The organism is Kitasatospora sp. NPDC087861, assembly GCF_044742585.1.
Taxonomy (GTDB): domain Bacteria; phylum Actinomycetota; class Actinomycetes; order Streptomycetales; family Streptomycetaceae; genus Kitasatospora.
This window is the reverse complement of record NZ_JBIUUS010000014.1, coordinates 179,066-205,883: the sequence shown is the minus strand read 5'-3', so window position 1 is coordinate 205,883 and position 26,818 is coordinate 179,066. Positions and strand designations below refer to the sequence as shown.

28 protein-coding genes and 1 riboswitch are annotated in these 26,818 nt (G+C 71.1%); of the genes, 14 read left to right on the top strand and 14 right to left on the bottom strand.

The genetic code is table 11. From position 1 onward, the window contains the following. The first annotated feature begins 85 nt into the window (after nucleotides 1–85). On the top strand, nucleotides 86–286 hold the full coding sequence (locus ACIOJE_RS21370) for a hypothetical protein (RefSeq protein ID WP_280674622.1): 201 nt from the start codon (nucleotides 86–88) through the stop codon (nucleotides 284–286). Between the two features lie 17 nt (nucleotides 287–303). Here ACIOJE_RS21370 and ACIOJE_RS21365 read toward each other — a convergent pair whose 3' ends face one another. Both ACIOJE_RS21365 and ACIOJE_RS21360 read right to left on the bottom strand, forming a co-directional pair. Then, nucleotides 304–1,044 (bottom strand): class I SAM-dependent methyltransferase, encoded by a 741-nt coding sequence (locus ACIOJE_RS21365; RefSeq protein WP_280674830.1) that lies wholly within the window; start codon nucleotides 1,042–1,044, stop codon nucleotides 304–306. Nucleotides 1,045–1,202: 158 nt separating this feature from the next. Then, nucleotides 1,203–1,799, bottom strand: a complete 597-nt coding sequence (locus ACIOJE_RS21360) for a DUF3043 domain-containing protein (protein WP_400777874.1) — start codon at nucleotides 1,797–1,799, stop codon at nucleotides 1,203–1,205. Nucleotides 1,800–2,098: 299 nt separating this feature from the next. On the opposite strand from ACIOJE_RS21360, the gene ACIOJE_RS21355 reads away from it, so the two are divergent. Beyond that, complete coding sequence (locus ACIOJE_RS21355; RefSeq protein ID WP_280674617.1) at nucleotides 2,099–2,902, top strand: PspA/IM30 family protein; 804 nt, start codon at nucleotides 2,099–2,101, stop codon at nucleotides 2,900–2,902. A gap of 37 nt (nucleotides 2,903–2,939) precedes the next feature. Then, entirely contained in the window at nucleotides 2,940–3,233 is a 294-nt protein-coding gene (locus ACIOJE_RS21350; protein ID WP_280674615.1) for a hypothetical protein, read from the top strand. Between the two features lie 88 nt (nucleotides 3,234–3,321). Here ACIOJE_RS21350 and nadA read toward each other — a convergent pair whose 3' ends face one another. Continuing rightward, nucleotides 3,322–4,506, bottom strand: a complete 1,185-nt coding sequence (gene nadA / locus ACIOJE_RS21345) for a quinolinate synthase NadA (protein ID WP_280674613.1) — start codon at nucleotides 4,504–4,506, stop codon at nucleotides 3,322–3,324. Between the two features lie 394 nt (nucleotides 4,507–4,900). On the opposite strand from nadA, the gene ACIOJE_RS21340 reads away from it, so the two are divergent. After that, a complete protein-coding gene (locus ACIOJE_RS21340; protein ID WP_280674611.1) occupies nucleotides 4,901–5,365 on the top strand; it encodes an Lrp/AsnC family transcriptional regulator in 465 nt (154 codons plus the stop codon). Between the two features lie 197 nt (nucleotides 5,366–5,562). After that, a complete protein-coding gene (locus ACIOJE_RS21335; protein ID WP_400777872.1) occupies nucleotides 5,563–6,930 on the top strand; it encodes a pyridoxal phosphate-dependent decarboxylase family protein in 1,368 nt (455 codons plus the stop codon). Nucleotides 6,931–7,015: 85 nt separating this feature from the next. On the opposite strand, the gene ACIOJE_RS21330 is transcribed toward ACIOJE_RS21335, so the two are convergent. Then, on the bottom strand, nucleotides 7,016–7,876 hold the full coding sequence (locus ACIOJE_RS21330) for a GNAT family N-acetyltransferase (RefSeq protein ID WP_400777870.1): 861 nt from the start codon (nucleotides 7,874–7,876) through the stop codon (nucleotides 7,016–7,018). 245 nt (nucleotides 7,877–8,121) lie between these two features. On the opposite strand from ACIOJE_RS21330, the gene erpA reads away from it, so the two are divergent. Continuing rightward, the gene (gene erpA / locus ACIOJE_RS21325) at nucleotides 8,122–8,475 is read left to right on the top strand and encodes an iron-sulfur cluster insertion protein ErpA (RefSeq protein ID WP_280674605.1); all 354 of its coding nucleotides are present in this window, start codon (nucleotides 8,122–8,124) and stop codon (nucleotides 8,473–8,475) included. A 144-nt stretch (nucleotides 8,476–8,619) separates the two neighbouring features. Here the strand turns inward: erpA and ACIOJE_RS21320 are convergent, their stop codons facing one another. Next, entirely contained in the window at nucleotides 8,620–9,294 is a 675-nt protein-coding gene (locus tag ACIOJE_RS21320; RefSeq protein WP_400777868.1) for a hypothetical protein, read from the bottom strand. 127 nt (nucleotides 9,295–9,421) lie between these two features. Next, a complete protein-coding gene (locus tag ACIOJE_RS21315; protein ID WP_280674601.1) occupies nucleotides 9,422–9,631 on the bottom strand; it encodes a hypothetical protein in 210 nt (69 codons plus the stop codon). A 282-nt stretch (nucleotides 9,632–9,913) separates the two neighbouring features. Between ACIOJE_RS21315 and ACIOJE_RS21310 the strand changes: the two genes are divergently transcribed. Next, nucleotides 9,914–10,891, top strand: a complete 978-nt coding sequence (locus ACIOJE_RS21310) for a carbohydrate kinase family protein (RefSeq protein WP_280674599.1) — start codon at nucleotides 9,914–9,916, stop codon at nucleotides 10,889–10,891. Here ACIOJE_RS21310 and ACIOJE_RS21305 read toward each other — a convergent pair. After that, nucleotides 10,884–12,275 carry a cysteine desulfurase/sulfurtransferase TusA family protein gene (locus ACIOJE_RS21305; RefSeq protein WP_280674597.1) on the bottom strand — a complete coding sequence of 464 codons (1,392 nt, stop codon included), beginning with the start codon at nucleotides 12,273–12,275 and terminating at the stop codon, nucleotides 10,884–10,886. The two genes, ACIOJE_RS21310 and ACIOJE_RS21305, sit on opposite strands and share 8 nt — an antisense overlap. 368 nt (nucleotides 12,276–12,643) lie before the next feature. Here ACIOJE_RS21305 and coxB point away from each other — a divergent pair, with 368 nt between their 5' ends. The 4 genes from coxB (at nucleotide 12,644) to ACIOJE_RS21285 (ending at nucleotide 17,120) form a co-directional block, all read left to right on the top strand. Next, nucleotides 12,644–13,498: a cytochrome c oxidase subunit II gene (gene coxB, locus ACIOJE_RS21300; RefSeq protein ID WP_400777865.1), complete on the top strand. Its 855-nt coding sequence runs from the start codon at nucleotides 12,644–12,646 to the stop codon at nucleotides 13,496–13,498. Continuing rightward, nucleotides 13,495–15,270 carry a cytochrome c oxidase subunit I gene (ctaD, locus tag ACIOJE_RS21295; protein WP_400777863.1) on the top strand — a complete coding sequence of 592 codons (1,776 nt, stop codon included), beginning with the start codon at nucleotides 13,495–13,497 and terminating at the stop codon, nucleotides 15,268–15,270. Before coxB ends, ctaD begins: the two co-directional genes overlap by 4 nt. Then, on the top strand, nucleotides 15,270–15,686 hold the full coding sequence (locus ACIOJE_RS21290) for a cytochrome c oxidase subunit 4 (protein ID WP_280674593.1): 417 nt from the start codon (nucleotides 15,270–15,272) through the stop codon (nucleotides 15,684–15,686). The genes ctaD and ACIOJE_RS21290 overlap by 1 nt, the downstream gene beginning before the upstream one ends. A 177-nt stretch (nucleotides 15,687–15,863) precedes the next feature. After that, nucleotides 15,864–17,120, top strand: a complete 1,257-nt coding sequence (locus ACIOJE_RS21285) for an Ig-like domain-containing protein (RefSeq protein WP_400777861.1) — start codon at nucleotides 15,864–15,866, stop codon at nucleotides 17,118–17,120. Between the two features lie 29 nt (nucleotides 17,121–17,149). Here ACIOJE_RS21285 and ACIOJE_RS21280 read toward each other — a convergent pair whose 3' ends face one another. The 5 genes from ACIOJE_RS21280 to ACIOJE_RS21260 form a co-directional block, all read right to left on the bottom strand. Next, nucleotides 17,150–17,521 carry a GntR family transcriptional regulator gene (locus tag ACIOJE_RS21280; protein ID WP_400777859.1) on the bottom strand — a complete coding sequence of 124 codons (372 nt, stop codon included), beginning with the start codon at nucleotides 17,519–17,521 and terminating at the stop codon, nucleotides 17,150–17,152. A gap of 108 nt (nucleotides 17,522–17,629) precedes the next feature. Further along, a complete protein-coding gene (locus ACIOJE_RS21275; protein ID WP_280674585.1) occupies nucleotides 17,630–19,288 on the bottom strand; it encodes a ubiquinol-cytochrome c reductase cytochrome b subunit in 1,659 nt (552 codons plus the stop codon). Then, a complete protein-coding gene (locus ACIOJE_RS21270; RefSeq protein WP_280674583.1) occupies nucleotides 19,285–20,337 on the bottom strand; it encodes a ubiquinol-cytochrome c reductase iron-sulfur subunit in 1,053 nt (350 codons plus the stop codon). The genes ACIOJE_RS21275 and ACIOJE_RS21270 overlap by 4 nt, the downstream gene beginning before the upstream one ends. Nucleotides 20,338–20,345: 8 nt before the next feature. Further along, nucleotides 20,346–21,155: a c-type cytochrome gene (locus ACIOJE_RS21265; RefSeq protein ID WP_280674581.1), complete on the bottom strand. Its 810-nt coding sequence runs from the start codon at nucleotides 21,153–21,155 to the stop codon at nucleotides 20,346–20,348. Nucleotides 21,156–21,342: 187 nt separating this feature from the next. Next, nucleotides 21,343–21,963, bottom strand: a complete 621-nt coding sequence (locus ACIOJE_RS21260) for a heme-copper oxidase subunit III (protein ID WP_280674579.1) — start codon at nucleotides 21,961–21,963, stop codon at nucleotides 21,343–21,345. A 395-nt stretch (nucleotides 21,964–22,358) separates the two neighbouring features. Between ACIOJE_RS21260 and ACIOJE_RS21255 the strand changes: the two genes are divergently transcribed. From ACIOJE_RS21255 to ACIOJE_RS21245, 3 genes are all read left to right on the top strand, one after another. Then, nucleotides 22,359–22,784 (top strand): hypothetical protein, encoded by a 426-nt coding sequence (locus tag ACIOJE_RS21255; RefSeq protein WP_280674577.1) that lies wholly within the window; start codon nucleotides 22,359–22,361, stop codon nucleotides 22,782–22,784. Nucleotides 22,785–22,924: 140 nt separating this feature from the next. Continuing rightward, nucleotides 22,925–24,001 carry an anthranilate phosphoribosyltransferase gene (trpD, locus tag ACIOJE_RS21250; RefSeq protein ID WP_280674575.1) on the top strand — a complete coding sequence of 359 codons (1,077 nt, stop codon included), beginning with the start codon at nucleotides 22,925–22,927 and terminating at the stop codon, nucleotides 23,999–24,001. 145 nt (nucleotides 24,002–24,146) lie between these two features. Next, nucleotides 24,147–24,264, top strand: a riboswitch (SAM riboswitch). A 50-nt stretch (nucleotides 24,265–24,314) separates the two neighbouring features. Continuing rightward, nucleotides 24,315–25,679 carry an aminotransferase class V-fold PLP-dependent enzyme gene (locus ACIOJE_RS21245; protein ID WP_280674572.1) on the top strand — a complete coding sequence of 455 codons (1,365 nt, stop codon included), beginning with the start codon at nucleotides 24,315–24,317 and terminating at the stop codon, nucleotides 25,677–25,679. A gap of 15 nt (nucleotides 25,680–25,694) precedes the next feature. Here ACIOJE_RS21245 and ACIOJE_RS21240 read toward each other — a convergent pair whose 3' ends face one another. Together ACIOJE_RS21240 and ACIOJE_RS21235 are read right to left on the bottom strand one after the other, a co-directional pair. Continuing rightward, the gene (locus ACIOJE_RS21240; RefSeq protein ID WP_030240061.1) at nucleotides 25,695–25,976 is read right to left on the bottom strand and encodes an Lrp/AsnC ligand binding domain-containing protein; all 282 of its coding nucleotides are present in this window, start codon (nucleotides 25,974–25,976) and stop codon (nucleotides 25,695–25,697) included. 42 nt (nucleotides 25,977–26,018) lie between these two features. Continuing rightward, complete coding sequence (locus tag ACIOJE_RS21235; protein ID WP_400777856.1) at nucleotides 26,019–26,801, bottom strand: rhomboid family intramembrane serine protease; 783 nt, start codon at nucleotides 26,799–26,801, stop codon at nucleotides 26,019–26,021. Between the last annotated feature and the right edge of the window lie 17 nt (nucleotides 26,802–26,818).

The following is a 26,818-nucleotide window of genomic DNA, read 5'->3' as shown; positions in this document are numbered from 1 at the left end:
CGTCCGCCCAGGCATACGGAAGATCGGGCCGGGCAGGCTAAGGTGCGCAGCACACAGGCAGCGTCGTCGGTGGGAGGAGCCGGGCATGGTCTGGACGTGGCGGTACGAGAAGGCGGACGGCACCGTGGTGGCGCCGAACGGCGGCCAGGAGGAGTTCGCCGGCCAGGGGGACGCCGAGACCTGGATCGGGGAGTCCTGGAAGCAGCTCGCCGAGGACGGAGTCGACACGGCGGTCCTGCTGGACGACGACCGGGTGGTCTACTCGATGAGCCTGCACGAGGCGTAACCGCCGCCTCGGGGCCGCTACTTGGTGCCGATCACGTGCAGCAGCGCGGCGACCTGCCGGTACGGGTCGGTGCGGCCGGCCCGGTCCTCCGCCTCCAGCAGCTGGGCCAGCTGCCGCCCGTCCACCGGCGGGGTCGCGTCGTCGGGCGCGTTGTCGGTGAAGATCCGCACGCCGTACCAGTGCTTCAGCGGCACCGACACCTCGGTGAGCGTGACGCAGAGGTCGGCGAGGCGGTCGGCGCGGGCGGCCAGGCCGAGTCGGTTGTAGTACCGGTCGCTCTCGAAGGCGTGCAGGGCGGCCCGCCAGTCCCCGGCGGCGGCGGGCCGCAGGGCGAGCGCGTCACGGTTGCGGACCAGCAGCGAGAGCAGCCCGCCGGGTGCCAGCAGCCGGGCCAGCGAGGCGATCATCGGGTCCGGGTCGGGCAGGTACATCAGCACGCCGTGGCAGAGCACCACGTCGAAGCTGCGCGGGCCGAACCAGCGCCCGCACTGGTGCGCGTCGCCGCTGAGCAGCTGCATCCGGCCGCGGACCTCCGGCGGCTCCTCGGCGAGCGCCCCCTGGGCGACGCCGAGCGCGACCGGGTCGGAGTCGATGCCGGTGACGTAGTGGCCGGCCCGGGCCAGGCGCAGCGCCTGGGTGCCCTGGCCGCAGCCGATGTCGAGGACACGCTGCGCGGTGCGGCCGGCCAGCTGCTCGGCGAGCTGCCGGGAGACCAGCTCCTGGCGGACGAAGTTGCGCAGTCCGCCGAGCCGGTCCAGCCAGGCACCGGTGCCGCCGGCGAAGGAGCCGCTGCGCGAGGGCAGCCGGCGCTCCTGGCCGATCCGGTCGTGGCCGCCGTCCCCCTGCCCCGGCAGCGCGTACAGGCCGGGCCCCTCCCAGGACGGCGGGGCCCAGCCGGAGTCCACCGGTTCGGCGGTCAGGGCTTCTCCCCGCGCCGCACCTGCGGCTTGGGCAGTCGCAGCCGGCGCATCTGCAGGATGCGCATCAGGCCGTAGGCGACCGTGCCGCGGGTGTTCTGGCCGGCGAAGCGCTCGGCGAGCTGCTTGCGCAGACCGAAGCCGAGGCGGACGAAGTCCAGGATCACCAGCACGAAGAAGAGCAGGAACAGCAGCGTGGACAGCAGCTGGATGGCCGGCACCTTGATGATGCTCAGCACCAGGATGACCACGGCGGCCGGCAGGAAGAACTCGGCGAGCGACCAGCGGGAGTCCATGTAGTCGCGGGCGAACTTGCGCACCGGGCCCTTGTCACGGACCGGCAGGTGGCGCTCGTCGCCCTCCAGCAGCGCGGTGCGCTGCTTCTCGCGCTCGGAGCGCATCCGCTCGCGGGCCTGGCGGGCGGCCTCCTTGCGGTCCTTGGGCACCGTCACCCGGTTGCGCCGGTTGGTCTCGGCCTCACTGCGCTTGGGCGTTGGCCGGCCCTTCTTGGCCTGGGGGTGGCGCTGGGTCGTCTCGTCCTGCTTCTCCAGCACGGTGGCGGAGGCGGCGGCATCATCTGAACGGCGTCGGAACACACCACCAGCGTACGGGGTGCGGGTCGACTTCTCGGGGTCGCCCGGGACCCAAACGCATATCGATCCGGGAGGTCGGCGTCCGATGGGGTCTCCCGGGCTCTTCCCGTAGGGGATCAATCGGATGGACTATGGGGGGGATGAGAGGCGGATCCACCCGGGGGATGAGGAACTGCCGCTCGTCGCTGTAGCAGTCTTGTAGCAGGCAGGTGCACTGCGGCGACGGGCTCGCTGCACATACACTCGTCGTGTCTGGTAACGAGATAGAGACCGCAGGCCGGAGAAGGGGGCACCCGAGGCCCATGAGCGACGGAATCATGAAGCGTATGGGGCTGATCTTCCGCTCCAAGGCGAACAAAGCCTTGGATCGGGCGGAGGATCCCCGAGAGACGCTCGACTACTCCTACCAGAAGCAGCTCGAACTGCTGCAGAAGGTACGGCGTGGCGTCGCGGACGTCGCGACCTCGCGCAAGCGCCTGGAACTCCAGCTGACCCAGCTCCAGCAGCAGTCGGCGAAGTACGAGGACCAGGGCCGCAAGGCGCTGTCCCTGGGCCGTGAGGACCTCGCGCGCGAGGCGCTGACCCGCCGGGCCAACATGCAATCCCAGATCACCGACCTGGAGACGCAGTACCAGGCCCTGCAGGGCGAGGAGGAGAAGCTCACGCTCGCCTCCCAGCGACTGCAGGCGAAGGTGGACGCCTTCCGGACCAAGAAGGAGACCATCAAGGCCACCTACACGGCCGCTCAGGCGCAGACCCGCATCGCCGAGTCCTTCTCCGGCATCTCGGAGGAGATGGGCGACGTCGGCCTGGCCATCCAGCGGGCCGAGGACAAGACGGCCCAGATGCAGGCCCGGGCCGGCGCGATCGACGAGCTGCTGGCTTCCGGCGCGCTCGACGACGCGAGCGGTCTCGGCCGCAAGGACGACATCGAGGCCGAGCTGGAGCGGGTGGCCGGCGGTACCGACGTCGAGCTGGAGCTGGCCCGGATGAAGGCCGAGCTGTCGGGCCCGTCCGCCGGTCCGGCCGCGATCGAGCAGGGCAAGCCGCAGCAGCCGGAGGCCCACCCGCAGCAGGACACCCCGCGCATCAACTACAACAAGTGATCTGAGCTCCACCCCACGGAACCAGGAGACGCACGGCATGATCATGAGGGTCATGGGTGAGGGGCAGTTCGAGGTCGGCGAAAGCCACCTGAACCTGCTCAACGAGCTCGATGCCGAGCTCGTCACCGCAGTGGAGTCGGGGGACGAGGAGCGCTTCCGTCGGGCCTACGGCAAGCTGCTGGACGCGGTGAAGCAGTTCGGCACCCCGGTGCCGCTGGATTCGCTGGAGCCGTCCGAGCTGATCCTGCCGAGCTCCGAGGCGACGATCGAAGAGGTCCGCGAGCTGTTGATGGCCGATGGCGAGGGTGTGATCCCGGGCTACCCCGAGTAGCCGCCGCGGTCGGTGCCAGACGAAAGGGCGGGCCCCCTCCCACCGGAGGGGGCCCGCCCTTTCGTCGTGTCCCGGGATCCGGGTCGGACTACGGCAGGGCCAGCATCCGGTCCAGCGCGGCCTTGGCGTACTTCTCGGTCTCCGGGTCGACGGTGATCACGTTCGGCACCCGGCCCTCGACCAGCGACTCCAGCGCCCAGACGAGGTGCGGCAGGTCGATCCGGTTCATGGTGGAGCAGAAGCAGACCGCCCGGTCCAGGAAGACGATCTCCTTGTCCGGGTGGGCCTTGGCGAGGCGGCGGACCAGGTTCAGCTCGGTGCCGATGGCCCACTTGGAGCCGGGCTCGGCGGCGTCCAGCGCCTTGATGATGTACTCGGTCGAGCCCACCATGTCGGCGGCCGAGACGACCTCGTGCTTGCACTCGGGGTGCACCAGCACGGTGACGCCGGGGATCCGCTCGCGCACGTCGTTCACCGAGTCCAGGCTGAACCGGCCGTGCACCGAGCAGTGGCCGCGCCACAGGATCATCTTGGCGTCCCGCAGCTGCTCGGCGGTCAGGCCGCCGTTCGGCTTGTGCGGGTTGTACAGGACGCAGTCGTCCAGCGAGAGGCCCATGTCGCGCACCGCGGTGTTGCGGCCGAGGTGCTGGTCGGGCAGGAAGAGGACCTTCTGGCCCTGCTCGAACGCCCACTCCAGGGCGCGCTTGGCGTTGGAGGAGGTGCAGATGGTGCCGCCGTGCTTGCCGGTGAAGGCCTTGATGTCGGCGGAGGAGTTCATGTACGAGACCGGGACGGTCACGTCGGCTATGCCGGCGTCGGTCAGCACGTCCCAGCACTCGGCGACCTGCTCGGCGGTGGCCATGTCGGCCATCGAGCAGCCGGCCGCGAGGTCGGGGAGGACGACCTGCTGGGCGTCGCCGGTGAGGATGTCGGCGGACTCGGCCATGAAGTGCACGCCGCAGAAGACGATGTACTCGGCCTCCGGGCGGGCCGCCGCGTCGCGCGCGAGCTTGAAGGAGTCGCCGGTGACGTCGGCGAACTCGATCACCTCGTCGCGCTGGTAGTGGTGCCCGAGGATGAAGACGCGGTCGCCGAGCGCGGCCTTGGCCGCCCGGGCTCGCTCGACGAGGTTCGGGTCGGAGGCCGGGGGGAGGTCACCGGGGCATTCGACGCCGCGCTCGCTGTTCGGGTCGGCCTCGCGGCCGAGCAGCAGCAGAGCGAGCGGCGTCGGAGTGGGGTCGACGCCGTAGGTCTCGGTGATGGTGGTGGTCACGGGCGGGTGCCCTTCTGTGCGGCCGATCAAGCGGTGAAGCCTTTTCGTCTATCTGACGCTATCTATGATAACCGGTTAGCGTCAGAGTGACGATGGCCATCCTGTCGATGTGACGAGAACCGCTCGCCGAATCGGATGCTTCCGGGCGTGGCCGAATCGATATCCGGCCGGGCCCGGGTGCGGCCGGGGCCGTGGCGGCGCGTCCGGGTCCGGCCGGGCGCCGGGCCCGCGTCGACCGGCAGTGGACCGGAAACGGACCCGCGGCGGTCATCTGCCAGCGGTGAACTCGCTGCTGACATCCGCCAGAATGGTTGGCGAACCGTTTCGGCAGTGGCCGCACCCCCCTCCGGCCGAGGCCGCCGCCGACCCGTACGACCCGTGGAGCCCCGCACCGATGACCAGCAGCCGAGCGCACGAGGTGGTCGGGGCCGACCTGGACGAGACCGACCGGCTCCTGCTCGCCCGGCTCGGCAGCGACGGCCGCGCCTCGTACGCCGAGATCGGCGTGCAGGTGAACCTCTCCGCCACCGCCGTGCGTCGCCGGATCGACCGGCTGCGGGCCCGCGGCGTGGTGCGCGGCTTCACCGTGGTGCTCGACCCGTCGGTGCTCGGCTGGCAGACCGAGGCCTTCGTCGAGGTCTACTGCCGCGAGCGGACCGCCCCCGAGGAGATCCTCGCCAGCCTGCGCCAGTTCCCCGAGGTGGTCGCCGCCTGGACGGTCACCGGCGACCCGGACGCCCTGGTCCACCTGCGCGCCGCCGACATGCGCCACCTGGAGGCCGTCATCGAGCGCATCCGGCGCGAGCCCGGCGTCCAGCGCAGCCGCTCCTCGGTCGTCCTCTCCCAGCTCATCGGCTGACCCGTTCGGCCCCCTTTCACGGGTGCGCAGGAATCCTGCGCGGACCGGGTCGAAGACGCCCGAAACCTGCCTGACCAGCCGCGTTCCGACGCGCGGCGGACCCCTCCCGCTGCCTACGCTGATCACGTCCGGTCGACGCGGTGAACCGTCCCGCCGACCAGGCATCCCCCGACACCCCACAGCCGAGAGGGACAGCCGTGTCCGCAGCCCCCGACCGCATGCACCGGCCCGACAACGAACTGGTCGACCTGGTATTCGACTACATGCGGGAGCGGCTGCAGTACGACCCCGTCCCGCTCGACCACCCCGGTGACGGCGAGCACCTGCGCGCCCAGCTGGCCGGCCTGCTGAACCCGGACGGCAACAGCCCCGTCGACGTGCTCAAGCTCTACGACCACGAGCTGTCCCGCGCGGTGATCTCCGCCGACAGCCCGCGCTACCTGTCGTTCATCCCGTGCGCCCCGACCAAGGCCGCGCTGCTCTTCGACATGGTGGTCTCCTGCGCGTCCCTGCAGGGCATCTCCTGGCTGGAGGCGGCCGGCGCGATCGCCGCCGAGAACCAGGTGCTGCGGCTGATCGCCGACCGCGCCGGCCTGCCCGCCTCGGCCGGCGGCACCTTCGTCTCCGGCGGCTCCGCGGGCAACCTCTCCGCCCTCGTCGTCGCCCGCGACACCGCCCGCCGCAGGCTGGGCGTCGGCCCGGAGGCGCGGCTGCGCATAGCCGTCGCCGACCAGGTCCACTCCTCGGTCAAGAACACCTTCAACATCATCGGCGTCGAGGCCTTCACGGTCCCCACCGTGAACCGGCAGTTCACCGGCGAGGCGCTGCGCGCCGCGCTGGCCGCCGACCCCCACCCGGAGACCGTCATCGCGGTGGTGGGCACGGCCGGGACGACCAACGAGGGCATCATCGACGACCTCCAGGGCCTGGCCGAGGTCGCCCGCGAGCGCGACCTGTGGTTCCACGTCGACGGCGCCTACGGTGGCGCGGGCCTGTTCGCCCCCTCGGTGCGCGAGCGCTACAACGGCATCGAGCACGCCGACTCCTTCGTCGTCGACCCGCACAAGTGGCTGTTCGCCCCCTTCGACTGCGCCGCGCTGCTCTACCGCAACCCGCAGCTCGCCCGCGCCGTGCACACCCAGGACGCCTCCTACCTCGACGTCCTGCACACCGAGGGCGACGAGTGGAACCCCACCGACTACGCCTACCACCTCACCCGCCGCGCCCGCGGCCTGCCGCTCTGGTTCTCCCTCGCCGTCCACGGCACCCAGGCGTACACCGACGCCATCGAGGCCGGCCTCAAGCTGGCCCAGGACACCGCCCGGCTCATCCGCGACGCCGACCACCTGGAGCTGCTGCTCGACCCGCAGCTCTCGGCCGTCTGCTTCAAGCGCAAGGGCTGGACCGGCGAGGACTACTACCGCTGGTCGAAGCAGCTGCTCGCGGACCAGATCGGCTTCGTCACCCCCACCGGCTGGGACGGCGAGACGGTCGCCCGCTTCGCCTTCCTGCACCCGGGCACGACGATGGAGATGGTCCGGGAGATCCTGGACACCATGGCCTGAGCCGACGCTCCTGCGCAGGACCCCCGCCGGGCACCACGGCGGGGGTCCCGGCGTTCACCGGCCGCACGGCCCACCGGCCGACCGCCTACAGGAAGGCGCCGCTCGGCAGGTACGGCGCCGGCGGCCGCATCCCGCGCAGCCCGACGAAGCCCCCGCTGCGCGGGGTCAGCCCCACCTCCAGGCCGACGTCCAGCGCCCACTCCTGCTCGGCGGTCAGGAACTCCACCCGCGCCTCGACCCCGTCCGGCACCCGGGCCAGCGCCTCGCGCAGCAGCCGGGCGGCGATCCGCTTGGTGGTGGCCGCCAGCAGCTTGACCTCCCCGCCGTCCCGGTAGCAGTAGCCGCTGCCGGCCAGCGCGTCGGCGATCAGCAACTCCTCGAAGTGGCCCAGCATCAGCTCGTGGTCCGGGCCGTGCGCGGAGCCGCGCAGCCGCCGGTCCACCGAGTCCAGCAGGTGCCGGTGGGTGGCGCTGCCCCGGTGCACCGGGATGTCCCCGGGATCGAGCAGCCCGGCCCGGTCCACCCGCCCGGTCAGCCGCATCGCCGGGTGCAGGGTGAACCCGGCCAGCCGGTAGCGGCGGGCCGCCGCCGGGGAGGCCGACACACAGACCATCCCGCGCAGGCAGCCCCGTGAATGCGCTGCCGCCCGTTCCAGCAGCAGCCGCCCGACGCCCTTGCCCTGCGCCTGCGGCCGGACCGCGAACAGCGAGGGCGTCCACAGGCCCTCCCGGCGCATCGACAGCACCGCACCGACCGGTTCCCCGTCGCTCTCCGCGAGCCAGCAGCCCGCCGGGTCGGTGCGCGCCAGGTGTCTGACCCGGGCCGGCTGCAGCGGGGTCGGCACGGCGGCCGGCCCGGGGCGGGCCGGGTCGGCGGACGCGGCGAGGGAGAGCTCCTGGACGGCCTCCGCGTCGGCGGCGGTGTCCCTGACCTGGCGCAGGATCATGGCCACCATCCTGGCGTCCGCCGACCCGGCCCGGGGCCGGTTCCCCCGGATTCCGCGGCTCGGGCGGTGACCCGTCCTCCCGGGTTGTGCGAGCATGGGGAGCGTAGGGGACGCGGGTGGCACACCCGGCCCACGGAAATTCCGCCGTCGACAGGCCGACGAAACAACCTCCGTCCGGGAAATGAATCCGGACGGCCGGTGGTTGGCACTGACGGCAGACCGTCGCCAAGACCGGGAGAAAGCAGATGACCGTCCAGGACGAGACCACTGTCGAAAGTGGCATCCTCCTTACCGATGCCGCCGCGGCCAAGGTCAAGGGCCTGCTGGAGCAGGAAGGCCGTGACGATCTCGCGCTCCGCGTGGCCGTCCAGCCCGGTGGCTGCTCCGGCCTGCGTTACCAGCTGTTCTTCGACGAGCGCTCGCTCGACGGCGACGTGATCAAGGACTTCAACGGTGTCAAGGTCGTCACCGACCGGATGAGCGCCCCGTACCTGGGCGGCGCCACCGTCGACTTCGTCGACACCATCGAGAAGCAGGGCTTCACGATCGACAACCCGAACGCCACCGGCTCCTGCGCCTGCGGCGACTCGTTCAGCTAAGCGGTACCGCTCAGTCGGGCCGCACCGCGAAGGCGGCCCCGGGGATCTCCCCGGGGCCGCCTTCGCGTTTCACCGTGCCCCGCCCTCGGGCTTGTCTGACAATTCCCGCCGCGCGCTGATGCGACGCGAATTGTCAGACAAGCCCTACTGCCCGGCGACGTCCGGCGTGACCGGGTCCGGGCCCATGTGCGGGTCGGCCTCCAGCGGCACGTTCTGGCCGCTCGACTGGTCGGTCACCGTCCGCCCCGTCAGCGGCGAGCGCAGATCGGCGGACACCGTCTGCCGCTTGGCCAGCGCGTTGCAGACCTGCCCGGGCGGCATCGGCGCCGCGACCACGATCCGCACGTCCACCCGGCCGGGGTGCGACTCGTCCGCCTTCAGCGCGTACTGCTGGCAGACCCCGCCGAAGAAGTAGACGGTCAGCCGGTTGCTGCCGTCCACCCGGTAGGAGACCGCCGGCCGCGCCCCCGTCCCGGCCGGGTCGGGCTCGCCGACCGCGATCCCCGGGGGAGTGCCCGGCGAGGTGGTCGCCGACGGCTGCGCCGGGGCCGGCGCGGCCGAGCCGGGGGAGGAGCCGGTCGACGGGCTCGCCGCCGGTGCGGACGCCGGGTCCGAGGGCGGGGTGGCGGAGTCCGCCGGGGCCTGCGGGGACGCCGTCGGGCCGGCCGAGGTCGTGGTCGAGGCCGCGCCGGCCGCCGCCGAGTCCGAGGAGGTCTTGCCGTCCCCGTTGCACCCGGCCACCGTGACCGCCGCCGCCAGCACCAGACCCGCCAGGGCCGTCACCCGCCGACCGCGCCGGGGCATCGTCTCCAGATCCATCTGTACATCCTCCCGAGGGCTCAGCGGCGCCGCCCGCTCGGCCGCTCCGCGCGGATGTGACGTGACCCGGACGGATCCGGTTCCACCCAGCCCCCGACCCTGCCCCGTGGCCGGGCCGGGCGCCGGGTCAGTTGCCGTACTCGGCCATCCCGGCCACCAGCCGCTGCGCACGGGACGGCACCCGGAACCCCTCCCGGGCGGGCGCGGTCGGCTCCGGGCCGGACGCCAGCAGTGGCCAGAAACGGCGCAGTCGCCGGGACGAACTCACCAGCGCGTCGAGGGTTTCGCCGTCCGCCCCGTCCCGGAGGGCGGTCAGCGGGGGGTGGTTGGGCATCATCGGGCATCGCTCCGATCCAGGGCCGTGGCCGCACTGCCACGGTCGACGACGGGGCCCGGACCTGGTCAGGCAGGGGCCCTACTGCCGACCCTAGGCCGGGGCTCGGCCCGCCCACCAGTGCTACCCGGAGGTAGTACACGTTCGACGGCGGCGGGTGCCACCACCGCCCGCAGAGATGGCCGATTGCGGCGGTCTTGCTGCCGCCCGCCCAGGGCCCGGTACCGTGAGTGGGTTCACCCGTGCATGCCCGCTGGCCCTGTAGCCATCTTGAGGAGACCTTCCGTGCGTATCGCCGTCGCCGGCTCGATCGCCACCGACCACCTGATGACGTTCCCCGGTCGGTTCGCCGACCAGCTCGTCGCCGAGCAGCTGCACACCGTGTCGCTGTCCTTCCTGGTCGACACCCTGGACATCCGCCGCGGCGGGGTCGCGCCGAACATCGCGTTCGGCATGGGCGTGCTCGGACTCCGCCCGATCCTGGTCGGCGCGGCCGGCGCGGACTTCGCCGAGTACCGCAGCTGGCTGGAGCGCAACAACGTGGACTGCACCTCCGTCCACATCTCCGAGACCCGGCACACGGCCCGCTTCATGTGCACCACGGACGAGGACCACAACCAGATCGCCTCGTTCTACACCGGTGCCATGGCGGAGGCCCGCAACATCGAGCTCAAGCCGATCGCCGACCGCGTCGGCGGCCTCGACCTCGTCCTGATCGGCGCCGACGACCCGCAGGGCATGGTCCGGCACACCCAGGAGTGCCGCACCCGCGGCTACGCCTTCGCCGCCGACCCCTCCCAGCAGCTGGCCCGCCTGGAGGGCGACGACATCCGGGAGATCGTCGACGGCGCCGCGTACCTCTTCACCAACGAGTACGAGGCCGCGCTGATCGAGAGCAAGACCGGCTGGGGCGCCGAGGAGCTCCTCACCCGGGTCGGCACCCGGATCACCACCCTGGGCAGCAAGGGCGTGCGGATCGAGCGCAAGGGCGAGGCGCCGATCCTGGTCGGCTGCGCCGCCGAGGAGGCGAAGGTCGACCCGACCGGCGTCGGCGACGCCTTCCGGGCCGGCTTCCTGGTCGGCCTGTCCTGGCAGCTGGACCTGGAGCGCTCCGCCCAGCTCGGCTGCATGCTCGCCACCCTGGTGATCGAGACCGTCGGCACCCAGGAGTACGAGCTGCGCCCGTCCGCCTTCCTGAAGCGCTTCGAGGACGCCTACGGCGCCGAGGCCGCCGCGGACGTCCGCGCGCACCTGGTCAAGTAGTCCGCCGGACGACCAGGTAGGCCGTGCCCCGGTCGCCGCCGTAGTCGGCGGCCGGGGCCTCGCCCGCGTACTCCTGCCCGCGCATCTCGCACCAGGCCGGGATGTCCAACCGGGCCGCCTCGTCGTCCGACAGCACGGCGACCGTACCGCCCTCCGGCACCTCGCCGATCCGCTTCGCCAGCTCGATCACCGGCAGCGGACACCGCTTGCCCAGGGCGTCGATGACGAGGGTCCGCGTCCGCACCCGCGGCGCCGGCAGGTCCAGCCCGAGCGGCGCCCGCACGCCCGCGACCAGCTCCGGCAGCACGGTGAGGAAGCGCTCGACGTCCGCCTCGGCCGTCCCGGCGGGCAGCGAGACCCGGACGTTCCCCTCCGTGAGCACCCCCATCGCGGCCAGCACATGGCTCGGCGTCAGGGTGGAGGAGGTGCAGGAGGAGCCGGAGGAGACCGCGAAGCCCGCCCGGTCCAGCTCGGTGAGCAGCACCTCGCCGTCCACGTACAGGCAGGAGAAGGTGACGATGTGCGGCAGCCGCCGCACCGGGTCGCCGACCACCTCGACCTCGGGCACCAGCTGCGGCACCCGGGCCCGGATCCGCTCCACCAGCGCGTGCAGCCGGGCGTTCTCCCGCTCGGCCTCGGCCCGGACGGCCCGCAGCGAGGCGGCCGCGGCCACGATGGCCGGGACGTTGACGTAGCCGGGCACCCGTCCGCCCTCGCGTTCGTCGGCCGGCAGCGGCGAGACGTACCGGACGCCCTTGCGCACCGCCAGCACCCCGACCCCGGGCGGCCCGCCCCACTTGTGCGCGCTGGCGGTCAGCAGCGACCAGCCGGCCGGGACGTCCACCCGCCCGACGCTCTGCGCCGCGTCGACCAGCAGCGGGACGCCGGCCTCGCGGCAGTGCCCGGCGACCTCGCCGACCGGCTGGACCGTCCCCACCTCGTGGTTGGCGCTCTGCAGGACGGCCAGTGCGGTGTCCGCGCGCAGCAGCGCGGCGAAGGCCTCCGGGTCGACCCGTCCGGCGCGGTCCACCGGCGCCACCGAGACGGTGCCGCCGCCGACCTCGTGCCCTTCGGCGACGTGCAGCACGCTGGAGTGCTCCACCGCGGAGTGCACCAGGTGCCCGCCGCGCCGCCGGTGGCCGGTCAGCGCGCCCTGCATGCCGAGCTGTACCGCCTGCGTCCCGCTCGCGGTGAAGGCGATCTCGTCGGCCCGGGCGCCCAGGGCCTCGGCCACCGTCTCGCGGGCGGCGTCCAGCAGCATCCGGGCCTGCCGGCCGGAGCGGTACAGCCGGGCCGGGTCGGCCCAGCCCTCGTCCAGGGCGGCGATCAGTGCCTGCCGTGCGACGGGGTGCAGAGGGGCCGTCGAAGCCGCGTCGAAGTACACGGTCACATTTAACGGCACACCGGGAGGCCTTCCGGTCCGATGACGTCGCTTACCGGCCGTCAGTCGATCACCCCGAATGTCCGCTTCGTCCTCGTCCGACGGACCGTCACCCGCGTTGTTCGACGTCATCCCCCGATCGGGCGTAAGGACCTCGAATGCCTACGATGACCTGCGACGCAGCCCCTGCCGGGCCTGATCGGGCGACCGGGCGGCGCGTTACCGGGGGCTGCCCGTCAGGAGCGCATAAGGCTGGAGTAGGGTTTGGCCCGCATAAGCATTCAAACCGTGCCCGTGGACGGGTCGCCGGGGAGGCTCACAATCCTCCGCGGGGCGACGCGAAGGCGGGCGAGACTTCGGGAAGGCGCTACGTGAGTCCCAACGGCTCCGACCGCTCGCCGCGGCGCACGATGCGGCGGAAGCTGCCTCAGGCGCTGGCACTGGGCCTCGTCATCGCGACCGCCACCGGCTGCTCGGCCAACGACCTGCCCAGGCTTGGCCTCCCGAGCCCCGTCACCAAGGAAGGGCCGATGGTCCTCCAGATGTGGCAGGGTTCCTGGATCGCGGCGCTGGTGGTCGGCGTACTGATGTGGGGTCTGATCATCTGGAGCGTGATCTTCCACCGGCGCAGCCGCACCGGTGTGGAGGTCCCTCCGCAGACCCGGTACAACGTGCCCATCGAGGCGCTCTACACCGCGGTCCCCATCATCATCGTGTCGGTGCTCTTCTACTTCGTCGCCCGCGACGAGTCGAAGCTGATCGCCGTCTCCGAGAAGCCGCAGCACACGGTCAACGTGGTCGGCTTCCAGTGGAGCTGGGCGTTCAACTACGAGAACACCGAGAACCCCGACCCGGCCAACAAGGACGCCGCGTACGACGTCGGTACGCCCAAGGACGCTCCGACGCTCTGGCTGCCGGTCAACGAGACGGTTCAGTTCCGTCTGACCTCGCGTGACGTCATCCACGACTTCTGGCCCGTCAACTTCATGATGAAGATGGACGTCGTGCCGGGCGTGGTGAACAAGTTCGAGGTCACCCCCACCGTCAAGGGCGAGTACATGGGCAAGTGTGCGGAGCTCTGTGGCGTCGACCACTCGCGCATGCTGTTCAACGTCAAGGTCGTCGACCGCGCCGACTACGACAAGCACCTGGCGGACCTCCGGGCCAAGGGCCAGACCGGCGCGGTGCCCTCCGGCATCACGACCATGGGAAGTGAAGAGAAGTGACCATCCTCAACGAGCCCGCCGCGGCCGGCGGGGGCGCCGGGGCCGTCACGGTCGGGGCGCAGCGGACCCGCAAGCCGGGTTCGACCATCATCAAGTGGCTGACCACCACCGACCACAAGACGATCGGCACCCTGTACCTGGGCACGTCGTTCGCCTTCTTCCTGATCGGTGGCATCCTCGCCCTGGTCATGCGCGCCGAGCTGGCTCGTCCCGGGACCCAGATCCTGTCGAACGAGCAGTTCAACCAGGCGTTCACGATGCACGGCACGATCATGCTGCTGATGTTCGCGACGCCGCTGTTCGCCGGCTTCGCGAACTGGATCATGCCGCTGCAGATCGGCGCCCCGGATGTGGCGTTCCCGCGTCTGAACATGTTCGCGTACTGGCTGTACCTCTTCGGCTCGACCATCGCGGTGGCGGGCTTCCTCACCCCGAACGGTGCCGCCAACTTCGGCTGGTTCGCCTACTCCCCGCTGTCGGACGCGGTCCGCTCGCCGGGCGTCGGCGCCGACATGTGGATCATGGGTCTGGCCTTCTCCGGCTTCGGCACGATCCTCGGTGCGGTCAACTTCATCACCACGATCATCTGCATGCGCGCCCCCGGCATGACGATGTTCCGGATGTCGATCTTCGTCTGGAACGTCCTGCTGACCGCCGTGCTGGTCCTGCTGGCCTTCCCGGTCCTGGCCGCCGCGCTGTTCGCCCTGGAGGCGGACCGTAAATTCGGGGCCCACGTATTCGATCCCGCCAACGGCGGGGCGATGTTGTGGCAACACCTCTTCTGGTTCTTCGGCCACCCCGAGGTGTACATCATCGCGCTGCCGTTCTTCGGCATCGTCTCGGAGATCATCCCGGTCTTCAGCCGCAAGCCGATGTTCGGCTACTCCGGTCTGATCGCGGCCACCATCGCGATCGCCGGTCTGTCCGTGACGGTGTGGGCGCACCACATGTACGTCACCGGCCAGGTGCTGCTGCCGTTCTTCTCCTTCATGACCTTCCTGATCGCGGTCCCGACCGGTGTGAAGTTCTTCAACTGGGTCGGCACCATGTGGAAGGGCTCGCTGAGCTTCGAGACGCCGATGCTCTGGACGGTCGGCTTCCTGGTCACCTTCCTGTTCGGTGGTCTGACCGGTGTTCTGCTGGCCTCCCCGCCGATCGACTTCCACGTCTCGGACTCGTACTTCGTCGTCGCCCACTTCCACTACGTGGTCTTCGGCACCGTCGTCTTCGCGATGTTCGCCGGCTTCCACTTCTGGTGGCCGAAGATGACCGGCAAGATGCTGGACGAGCGCCTCGGCAAGATCACCTTCTGGACGCTGTTCTTCGGCTTCCACACCACCTTCCTGGTCCAGCACTGGCTCGGTGCGGAGGGCATGCCCCGCCGCTACGCCGACTACCTGGCCTCGGACGGCTTCACCACGCTGAACACCGTCTCGACCATCGGTTCGTTCGTGCTCGGCGCCTCGATGCTGCCGTTCCTCTACAACGTGTGGAAGACCGCCAAGTACGGCGAGAAGATCGAGGTCGACGACCCGTGGGGCTACGGCCGCTCGCTGGAGTGGGCGACCTCCTGCCCGCCGCCGCGGCACAACTTCCTCACCCTGCCCCGGATCCGCTCCGAATCCCCGGCCTTCGACCTCCACCACCCGGAGATCGCCGCGCTGGACTACCTGGAGAACCACGGTGAGCCGGCCAAGCACCTCGCCGGTGTGACCCCGGCGAAGTACGACGCCCCGAAGCTGGACAAGGGTAAGAAGGAGGGCGACGCCTGATGAGGGAACAGGGAAAGATCTTCCTCGGCCTGGCGGTCTTCGTCCTCGCCATGGCCATCACCTACGGCCTGTGGACCAACCACTCGGACCACGGGATCGAGGCGGCCGGCACCACCGCGCTCTTCCTCGCCTTCTCGCTCTGCGCCTTCATCGGGTACTACCTCGCCTTCACCGCCCGCCGGGTGGACAGCGGCGCGGGTGACAACCCCGAGGCCGAGGTCGCGGACGACTCCGGCGAGCTGGGCTTCTTCGCCCCGCACAGCTGGCAGCCGCTCTCCCTGGCGATCGGTGGCTCGCTGGCGTTCCTCGGTGTGATCTTCGGCTGGTGGCTGCTGTTCTGGTCGATCCCGATCATCCTGATCGGCCTCTTCGGCTGGGTCTTCGAGTTCTACCGGGGTGAGAACCAGAACCAGTAGGTTCCCTGGTTCCACCGTCGACGACAGGGCCGGTCCCCCCGCACGGGGGGACCGGCCCTGTTGCTTCCCCAGGGTGACCGCTTCACTCGCCCGGGTGAACGGATGGTCGCTCGGATGTCGCTTCGCCCCATGCCGTTCCTACGATCTGATCAATCATGCGAACCCTCGGAGGCGGTCATGGCCGACAGGCGCGGAATCGCAGGTATCGGCGGCATCTCGCTGACCCTCGCAGTGCTGGCCCCACTGGCCGCCTGCTCGTTCGGCGGCGACGAGGCGACCGGTCCCCACCGGATCGACGCGGCCCCGCTCGTCCATCTCTCGGCCGTGGGCAAGGTCGATCCCTCCCGGCCGGTCACGGTGACCTCGGTGCCCGGCAGCCGGCTCACCGACGTCACCGTGGTCGGCCCGGACGGCAGGGTGGTGGCCGGACAGCTCGCCGAGGACCAGCACAGCTGGCAGACCACCGGCCGGCTGAAGGCCGGCACCGCCTACTCGGTGCGGATCGCCGCCGACAACGGCAAGGGCGGCCGCGGGGACACCACCGCGGGCTTCAGCACCCTCGCCGCGCAGCGGCTGCTGACCGCGAAGCTGGGACCGGACTCCTCCGGCAGTGGCGTCTACGGCGTCGGCCAGCCGCTCACCGTGCAGCTGTCCGAGGCGGTGAAGGACCCCCAGGCCCGCCAGGAGGTCGAGCACACCCTGACCGTCGCCTCCCAACCCGCCGTCACCGGCGCCTGGTACTGGGTGGACGACAAGAACCTGCACTTCCGCCCGGAGGAGTACTGGCCGTCCGGGGCCACCGTCTCGCTGGCCTTCGACGGCACCGGCAGCCGGATCGCGGACGGCCTCTACGGCGGCGACCGCAGCGCGCTGAGCCTGCGGATCGGCGACCGGGTCGAGTCGGTGGTCGACGCGGCCACCCACGAGCTCACCCTGCTCCGCGACGGCAAGAGGGTCCGACGCATCCCGGTGACCACCGGCAAGCCCGGCTTCGACACCCGCAACGGCGTCAAGGTGGTGCTCGGCCAGGAGCGCTCCGTCCGGATGAACGGCGAGACGATCGGGATAGCGGCCGGCAGCTCGGAGGCCTACGACCTCGACGTGGAGTGGGCCACCCGGGTGACCTGGAGCGGCGAGTACGTCCACGCGGCGCCCTGGTCGGTGAGCTCGCAGGGCGTGGCGAACGTCAGCCACGGGTGTACCGGCATGAGCACCGACGACGCCAAGTGGTTCTACCGGAACACCAGGGTGGGGGACCTGGTGACGGTGGTGAACAGCCACGGCGCCACCATGGAGCCGTTCGGCAACGGCTTCGGGGACTGGAACGTCTCCTGGACGGACTGGGTCAAGCACAGCGCCCTGGGACAGCCCCTCAGCACCACCGGTCCGGCCTCCCAGGCCCACGCCGCCGGGATGATCCGCCCGGAGGTCTGAGCCCCCGTGGCAGGCCCGTGCAGGCCTCCTCAGGCCCCCACGTAGGCCAGCCGCAGGGCGGTGTCCACCGCGGCCAGCGCGTCCGCGTGCGAGAGCCCGAGCCGGGTCGCCCGCTCGGCGTACTCGGTGGCGGCCGCGGCGGCCAGCCGGTGCGCGGTGTCGCCGGTGGCGGCGATCAGGGTGCCGCGCCGGCCGTGGGTCTCCACCACGCCGTCCGCCTCCAGCTCCCGGTAGGCCCGGGCGACCGTCCCCGCGGCCAGTCCCAGTTCCTCGGCCAGGGCCCGGACGGTGGGCAGCCGCAGCCCGGTCGGCAGCTCGCCGGAGCGGGCCCGCTCGGCGATCTGGGCCCGGATCTGCTCGTACGGGGGAGTGGCGGCGGCGGGGTCGACGGACAACTGCACGAGGGGCTCCTGGAGGGTGCGGACGGGGGGACGGGAAAGCCCGAGGGCCGCCGACCAGAAGAACTCTGGTCAGCGGCCCTCGGGTGTGACGCTGTGGCGCGTACGGGATCAGTGGTGGCCGTGGCCGCTGGTGATCTCGTGGTGCTCCTCGGACGTCGGCTTGGGGATCTGGCTGCCGCCGCCGTAGAAGCCGCGGGAGAGCTTGGCCCGGGTGCGGTTGAGCAGACCGGACTTGGCGGCCACGCCGTTCTCGTCCGTCTGGGCCGGCAGCTCGACCGGCTGGATCTGCTCGTGCGCGGTGAGCTTGTACAGGTCCTTCTGCGGCAGCTGGGCGTGCACCTCGACGAACTCGCCGTGCGGCAGGCGCTTGATGACGCCCGTCTCGCGGCCGTGCAGCACCTTCTCCTTGTCCCGGCGCTGGAGGCCGAGGCACCAGCGCTTGGTGATGATGAAGGTGATGACCGGCACCGCGAAGAAGCCGACGCGGACGAAGTAGGTGATCGAGTTGATCGACAGGTGCAGGTGGGTGGCGAACAGGTCGTTGCCACCACCGACCAGCAGCACCAGGTACAGGCTGATCCAGGCGGCGCCGAGCGCGGTGCGGACCGGGGCGTTGCGCGGGCGGTCCAGGATGTGGTGCTCGCGCTTGTCGCCGGTGATCCAGCCCTCGATGAACGGGTAGACCGCGATCGAGACCAGGACCAGCGGGAAGATCATCAGCGGGATGAAGACACCCAGGTTCAGGGTGTGGCCCCACAGGCCGACCTCCCAGCCCGGCATGACACGGATCAGACCCTCGGAGAAGCCCATGTACCAGTCGGGCTGGGCGTCCGTGGAGACCTGGTCCGGGCGGTACGGGCCGTACGCCCAGATCGGGTTGATCGTGGCGATCGCCGAGATGGCGGCGATCAGACCGAACACCAGGAAGAAGAAGCCACCGGCCTTGGCCATGTAGACCGGCATCAGCGGCATGCCGACGACGTTCTTCTCGGTCTTGCCCGGGCCCGCCCACTGGGTGTGCTTGTGGTAGAAGACCAGGATCAGGTGCGCCACCAGCAGGCCGAGCATGATGCCCGGGATCAGCAGCACGTGGATCGTGAAGAAGCGCGGCACGATGTCGTGGCCGGGGAACTCGCCCCCGAACAGGAACATCTGGACGTAGGTGCCGACCAGCGGGACGGCGAGGATCGCGCCTTCCATGAAGCGGATACCGGTGCCCGACAGCAGGTCGTCCGGCAGCGAGTAGCCGAAGAAGCCGTCGAACATGCCCAGGACCAGCAGCAGGAAGCCGAAGACCCAGTTGATCTCACGCGGCTTGCGGAACGCGCCGGTGAAGAACACGCGCATCATGTGCACGAGCATCGCGGCCACGAAGACCAGGGCGGCCCAGTGGTGGATCTGACGGATCAGCAGACCGCCGCGGACCTCGAAGCTGATGTCGACCGTCGACGCGTACGCCTCGGACATCCCGATGCCCTTGAGCGGGACGTACGAGCCGTTGTAGACGACCTCGGCCATCGAGGGCTTGAAGAACAGCGTCAGGTAGACACCGGTCAGGATGATGATGACGAACGTGTAGAGGCAGATCTCGCCCAGCATGAAGGACCAGTGGTCCGGGAAGATCTTGCGCAGGTTGGCCTTGGCGAGGGAGTAGATCCCCAGCCTGCCGTCCGTCCAGTCCGCGGCGGCTTCCCACTTGTTGGCGGGCTTGGCGCGCGTGCTGGCGGGCTTGGCGGCACCGGAGGTGGTGCTGCTCGCGCTACTCATCGAGCACGCTCCCAGTAGCTCGGGCCGACGGGCTCCTCGAAGTCGCCGGTGGCGACCAGGAAGCCCTTCTCGTCAGTGGTGATCTTCAGCTGCGGCAGCGGGTGGCCGGCCGGGCCGAAGATGACGCGCGCGCCGTCCGCCAGGTCGAAGGTCGACTGGTGGCAGGGGCAGAGCGCGTGGTGGGTCTGCTGCTCGTAGAGGCTGATCGGGCAGCCGACGTGCGTGCAGATCTTGGAGTAGGCGAGGATGCCCTCGAAGCCCTTCTCCCGGGACTTGTCGTCCTTGATGTCGTCCGGCGCGATGCGCACGAGCATCAGGGCGTCCTTGGCGATCGCCTGCTGGAAGTCCTCGTCGTGGACGTGCAGGCCCTCGGGCATGGCGAAGGTCAGCGAGCCGACGACGATGTCCTCGGCCTTCATCGGCTGGCTGGTGCTCATGTTGATGAGCTGCAGCGGCTTGACCGGGGTCGCCTCCTTCCAGCCCGTCTCCTTCAGCTTCTTCTCGGGCAGCGGGCCGAGGTCGCGGAGCAGGACCACGCCGGAGAGCGGGACCAGCGCCATCGAGCCGATGAGGGTGTTGCGGATCATCTTGCGGCGGCCGAAGCCGGACTCCGCGGCACCGGTCTTGAACTGGTCGATGACGTCCGCGCGGACCTCGTCGTCAGCCTCGATCGGGTGACGCTCGGCCGGCAGCTCGACGTCCGACATCAGCGTGCGGGCCCAGTGGACCGCACCCGCGCCGATCATGAACAGCGCGACGCCCAGGGTCAGGCCGAGCGCGAAGTTCAGCGCGCTGACGTGACCGAGCGGGAAGATGTAGACGATCTTGTCCGGGTCGATGGCCACGTACGAGGCGATGAAGCCGACGGTGGCGATCATCGAGACCACGAACATCAGCGAGACCTGGCGCTCGGCCCGCTGGGCGGCCCGCTCGTCGATGTCGGTGCGGCGGGGCTCGTGAGCCGGCAGGCCCGGGTCGGCGAACGGGTCGCCGTGCTCGGCGACCTCACCGGCGGAGCCGTGTGACTCCGGAAGCTTCTCTTCTGACATGTCGTGGCTCATGACTTCTTGGCCTTGGTGGTGTGGGCGGCGACCCAGATCGCGACCGCGATGAGCGTGCCGAGACCGAAGATCCAGCCGAACAGACCCTCGGTCACCGGACCGAGGCTGCCGAGCGTGAGACCGCCGGGGTTGGGCTCATCGTTGGTGGTGTGGCGGACGAAGGCCACGATCTGCTTCTTCTGCTCCTCGGGCATGGTGGTGTCCGGGAACGACGGCATCTGCTGCGGGCCGGTCTGCATGGCCTCGTAGATGTGCTTGGCGTCCACGCCCTCCAGCGCCGGGGCGTACTTGCCCTTGGTCAGGGCACCGCCCTGGCCGGCGAAGTTGTGGCACTGGGCGCAGTTGGTGCGGAACAGCTCGCCACCCTTGGAGATGTCGTCCGGGTTGGTCGAGGTGTACTGCTCCTTGGTCGGCGTCACCGGGCCGGGGCCGAGCGAGGCCACGAAGGCGGCGAGCTGGTCGATCTCCGCCTGCGAGTAGATGTTCTTCTTGCGCGGCACCTGGGCGCCGGGCTGCTGGGCCGGCATGCGGCCGGTGCCGACCTGGAAGTCGACGGAGGCGGAGCCGACGCCGACCAGGCTCGGACCGTCGCTGCTGCCCTGGCCGTTCAGGCCGTGGCACGAGGAGCAGCCCACGGCGAAGAGCTTCTTGCCCTCATCGATCGCGAGCGACTGCGCGGCGACGTCGGCCTGCGCCTTGTCGGCGGGCGCGAACGCGGCGTACAGCCCCCCGGTTGCCGCCAGGGCGAGAAGTAGGACGACCAGCGCCGCCAATGGGTGGCGCCGTCGTGCGGAGAGCTTTTTCACGGAATAACCCCGGTGTCAGGATCTGGTCGACTGGTGGGTGCACCCGGCGGCCGGTCTGGCCGGCACGAGGCTGCCTGTCTAGGGCTGCGCGCGCGGTCGGTCGGTGGGAGCGTCGCCACCGGCAGAATCGGCCCGACGCCGGTGAGGGCGGGGACCGAAGCCGGTGGCCAGCGACTTGATCAGCTGGTTACTTGATCAGGTAGATGGTCGCGAACAGGCCGATCCACACGACGTCGACGAAGTGCCAGTAGTACGACACGACGATCGCGGCGGTGGCCTGCTCGTGCGTGAAGCGCTTGGCTGCGTACGTCCGTCCCAGGACCAGCAGGAAGGCGATCAGACCACCCGTCACGTGCATACCGTGGAAGCCGGTGGTCAGGTAGAACACCGTGCCGTACGGGTCGGAGGACAGCGAGAGGCCGTCCTTCTTGACCAGCTCGGTGTACTCGAAGATCTGGCCGCCGATGAAGATCGCGCCCATCACGAAGGTGATGACGAACCACGAGCGGAGCTTCTTCACGTCCCCGCGCTCGGCGGCGAACACGCCGAGCTGACAGGTCAGCGAGGAGAGCACCAGGATCGTGGTGTTGACCGAGGAGAAGGGCACATTGAGGGCGTGCGCCTTCTCGGTCCAGAACTCGGCTCCCTTGACGGAGCGGAGCGTGAAGTACATCGCGAAGAGGGCCGCGAAGAACATCAACTCGGAACTGAGCCAGACGATCGTTCCGACGCTGACCATGTTCGGCCGGTTGACCGATCCGTGCGCGTGCCCGGTTTCTACTGCTGTTGCTGTCGCCACGACGGACATTATGTCGGTCCCTTATTCCGTCTTCACGTCGGGGGGTGTCCCTCGGAGTGTCCGGTGCGTGCGGTATGCCCCCCTGAGGGGCGACGGGGTGTCCGGATGGCGGCTGAGCAGCGGCGTGTCCCTTTTCTGACGGTTCCTCGGAGGAGCCTGCGACCCCGCTGCCCAGCGTGTCGTTGCCCGTCTGGCGGAGCCTCCGGCGGTAGGGCGCGGGCGCCGTGTCGGCCGTACGGGTGGACCGGGCGGGTCCGGGTGACGGGCTGTCCTCCGGGCGGGTGAGTCGCGGGCGCGGCGCCTTGAGAAGGAACGTCGGCGAGGGGGACTCGGCGAGCGGTGATCCGGAGTAGCATCCGGATCAGGCGAACGTGGTCCGGATCACACTTGAGGGAGCAGGGCCCATGGCGTACACGACCGACGAGACGCTCACCGTCCTCGTCTACAGCGACGACCGCAACACCCGCGAGCAGGTGCTGACGGCGCTCGGCCGTCGGCCCGCCGAGGACCTTCCGGAACTGTCCTACCTGGAGTGCGCGACCACCCCCGCGGTGCTGAAGGCACTGGAGAAGGGCGGCGTGGACCTCTGCATCCTGGACGGCGAGGCGGTGCCGGCCGGCGGGCTCGGGCTCGGCCGCCAGCTCAAGGACGAGATCTACGGCTGCCCGCCGGTGCTGGTGCTGATCGGACGGCCACAGGACTCCTGGCTGGCCGCGTGGAGCCGGGCCGACGCCGCGATCTCCCGCCCGGTGGACCCGGTGGCGCTGGCCGAGGCGGTCGCCACCCTGCTGCGGGCGCGACTGGCCAAGCGGGCCCCGGTCGGCCGTTGAGCGAGGTCGCCGCAGGGCGGACGGCGCCGTCTCAGTACTAGAGAAGACGGGGTCGTGGGCACGCCGCCGGTCGATAGGCTGACTCCATCCGTACGGACGTCCCCCCGCTGCGGGGAACCCGACAACAGCTGGAGTCAGCCATGGTGAACGTGAACCCTGCGAACGGTGGTACCGACCCCGCGCAGGTGGTCCGCGCCTGGCCGGACGTCCTGGCGGCGCTGTTGAAGGGGGAGGACCTCGACCGCTCGGCCACCGCGTGGGCGATGGACCGGATCATGAGCGGCGAGGCGTCCCCCGTCCAGGTGGCCGGGTTCATGGTGGCGCTGCGGGCCAAGGGCGAGACGGTCGACGAGATCACCGGTCTGGTGGACGCGATGTACGCGCACGCCGAGCCGCTGGACATCCCCGGCCCGGCCGTGGACATCGTCGGCACCGGCGGCGACCGGGCCAAGACCGTCAACATCTCCACCATGTCGGCGATCGTCGCGGCGGCGGCCGGGGCCAAGGTGATCAAGCACGGCAACCGGGCCGCCTCCTCGGCCAGCGGCTCCTCGGACGTGCTGGAGAAGCTCGGCGTCAGCCTCGACCTGCCGGCCCGGCGGATCGCCGAGGTGGCCGAGGAGGTCGGGCTCACCTTCTGCTTCGCGGCCAAGTTCCACCCGTCGATGCGGCACGCCGCCACCGCCCGGCGCGACCTCGGGGTGCCGACCGCGTTCAACATCCTCGGTCCGCTGACCAACCCGGCCAAGGTCACCGCGCACGCGATCGGCTGCTTCGACACCCGGCTCGCCGGGCTGATCGCCGGGGTGCTCGCCCGGCGTGGCTCGACCGCCCTGGTCTTCCGGGGCGACGACGGCCTGGACGAGCTGACCATCACCACCACCTCGCGGGTGTGGATCGTGCGGGACGGGACCGTCACCGAGACCACCTTCGACCCGCGGGACGTCGGCATCGAGCTGGCCGGCATCGAGACGCTGCGCGGGGCGGACCCGGGGTACAACGCCGAGGTCGCGCGCCGGCTGCTGGCCGGAGAGCACGGGCCGGTGCGGGACGCCGTCCTGATGAACACGGCGGCGGCGCTGGTCGCGCTCGACCTGGGCGAGGCACCGCTCGCCGAGCAGCTCGCCGCCGGCATGGCGCGGGCGGCGCAGGCCATCGACTCGGGCGCGGCGCAGGAACTGCTGCGGCGTTGGTCGGAGGCCACCAGCCGGGTGTGAGGCGGTATCTGGGAGCCCGTGCCGGGACGCCGGCCCGGGCTCCTCGCGTTCCCCCGGCCCGGCGGCGGGCGGGCGGGCGGGAGCACCGTCCGGATGGTGGATACCTGTTTGACCACCCGCCGGACGCGACCTAGAGTCTGCGCCAGGTCATGAGTGACAGCGTCAAGCCCCAGCTTGCTGTCCGGCAACCCTCCGTCCGTGGCGGGGTGCCCTGGGTGAGGACCGGGTCGCTCGGCAAATCGTCCGCGCGGCAAGCGCGGACGCCCGACGACTGGCACTCCCGGGGTCCCACACCCCGAAGGAGTGCATTCCCATGTCTGTTTCCACCGAACTCTGCGCCCCGCTCGCCGTCCTCGGCCACGACGTCCAGGTCCCGCTCGCCAGCGGTGCGAAGGTCGGCTACGCGGCCCTCGACTACGCGGCCAGCTCCCCGGCGCTGAAGCGGGTCTGGGACGACGTCGCCGCCTACGCCCCGTACTACGGCAGCGTGCACCGCGGCGCCGGGTACCTCTCCCAGCTGTCCACCGACCTGTTCGAGCAGAGCCGCCGCACCGTCGCCGAGTTCCTCGACCTGCGCGAGGGCGACCAGGTGGTCTTCACCCGGGCCACCACCGACTCGCTCAACCTGCTCGCCGCGGCCCTCCCGGCCGGCACCCGGGTGTTCGCCTTCGAGACCGAGCACCACGCCTCGTTGCTGCCCTGGGCGCACGCCGGGCTGGACGTCAGCTACCTGCGGGCACCGCGCTCGCACGCCGAGGCGGTCGCCGCCCTGGACGCCGCGCTCGCCGGGGCGCCCGAGGGCCCCAAGCTGCTCTGCGTCACCGGCGCCTCCAACGTGACCGGCGAGCTCTGGCCGGTCGCCGAGCTGACGGAGACCGCGCACCGGCACGGCGCCCGGGTGGTGCTGGACGCCGCCCAGCTGGCCCCGCACCACCGGGTCTCGGTGCGCGATCTGGACGTCGACTGGATCGCCTTCTCCGGCCACAAGATCTACGCACCGTTCGGCGCCGGCGTGCTGGCCGGCCGGGCGGACTGGCTGGACGCGGCCGAGCCGTACCTGGCCGGCGGCGGCGCGACCCGGACGGTGGCCCGGGAGGCCGACGGCTCGGTGGCCGTTCAGTGGCACAGCGGCCCGGCCCGGCACGAGGCCGGTTCGCCGAACGTCATCGGCGCCTACGCGATCGCCTCGGCCTGCCGGGCGCTGAGCGAGGCGGGCTTCGACGCGCTGGAGGCCCGGGAGCGGCAGCTGATCGCCCGGCTGACGGCGGGGCTGGCGGAGATTCCGCAGGTCAAGGTGTTGAACCTGTTCGGCGCCGGGTCGGCCCGGGTGGGCGTGCTGTCCTTCGTCGTCCAGGACTGGAACAGCTCGCACTTCTCGGCCGCGCTGTCCGCCGAGTACGGCATCGGGGTCCGCGACGGCCTGTTCTGCGCGCACCCGCTGCTGCGCACCCTGCTGGGGGAGGAGGACGTGGCCCCTTCGGAGTGCGGGGCGCCCGAGCCGTCGCTGCCCGGCGAGCGCAGCCTGAACGCGATCCGGGTGAGCTTCGGGGCCGGGACCCCGGACGAGCACGTCGACCGCTTCCTGACCGCCGTCCGCGAGCTGGTCACGGACGGTGCGGCGTGGAACTACCGCAACGAGGGCGGCCGCTGCGTCGTCGACACGCGCCGGGAGGGCTGACCGGGCCGGCCGGGGCTACTCGTCCAGGCCGAGGGCGAAGGCGGCCTCGAGGTCGTGCTGGGAGTAGGTGCGGAAGGCGATCTGGGTCTCGGTGTGCGCCACCCCCGGGACCTTGTTCAGCCGACCCGGGATGACCTCGGCCAGGTCGTCGTGCCGGCGCACCCGGACCATCGCCACCAGGTCGTAGCCACCGGTCACCGAGTACACCTCGCTGACGCCCTCGATGGCCGCGATGGCCTCGGCGATCTCCGGGATGCGGTCGACACTGGTCTTGATCAGGACGATGGCGGTGATCACTGTTTCGGGCTCCTTCGTGGGGTGCCGCCAGCGTATCGGGCGTCAGCCGGGTCGTCGCGGGGGGTGGCTGACCACCGTGCAGGCGTAGAGGAAGCCCGCCGAGAAGCCGATCACGTGGACCAGATAGGCAACCCCGGGCCCGGCCGAGTGGACCGACCACCACTGCAGGGCGAACCAGAGGCCGAGCACCAGCCAGGCCGGGAAGCGCAGCGGCAGGAACAGCAGCAGCGGGACGAGCGTGGTCACCCGGGAGCGCGGATGGAAGCGCAGGTAGGCGCCGAGGACGGCGGAGATCGCGCCGGAGGCGCCGATCAGCACCCGGGTGGAGTCCGCGGAGTGCGCCTCGGCGAGGGCGAAGCCGTACGTGGCCAGGCTGCCGGCGGCCAGGTAGAAGAGGGCGTACCGGGCCCGGCCCAGCCGTTGTTCGACGGTGGGGCCGAAGACGTAGAGGAAGAGCAGGTTGCCCAGCAGGTGCAGCCAGCCGGCGTGCAGGAAGAGCCCGGTGAGGACGGACAGCGCCGGGCGCTTGCCCGGGGTGGGCCTGGCCGGGCAGCCCGGGGCCGGCTCCGGGGCCTCGGCCAGCTGCTCGGCGGTCAGCGGCCGTCCGGCCAGTACCTCGGCGGGGATGACACCCCAGCGCTGCTCGTACCGCTGCTCCGCGCAGAGCTGGGCCTGGCCGGTGCCGTAGAGCGGGTTGAGCCCGGCGGCCGGGCCCAGCAGGAACACCAGGGTGTTGACCGCGATCAGGGCGTAGGTGACCACCGGGGCGGGCACGGCCGGGCGGTCGCCCCGCGCGTCGGTGTGCCCGGGGGCGGTCAGTGCCATGCGGCCAAGCATCCCTC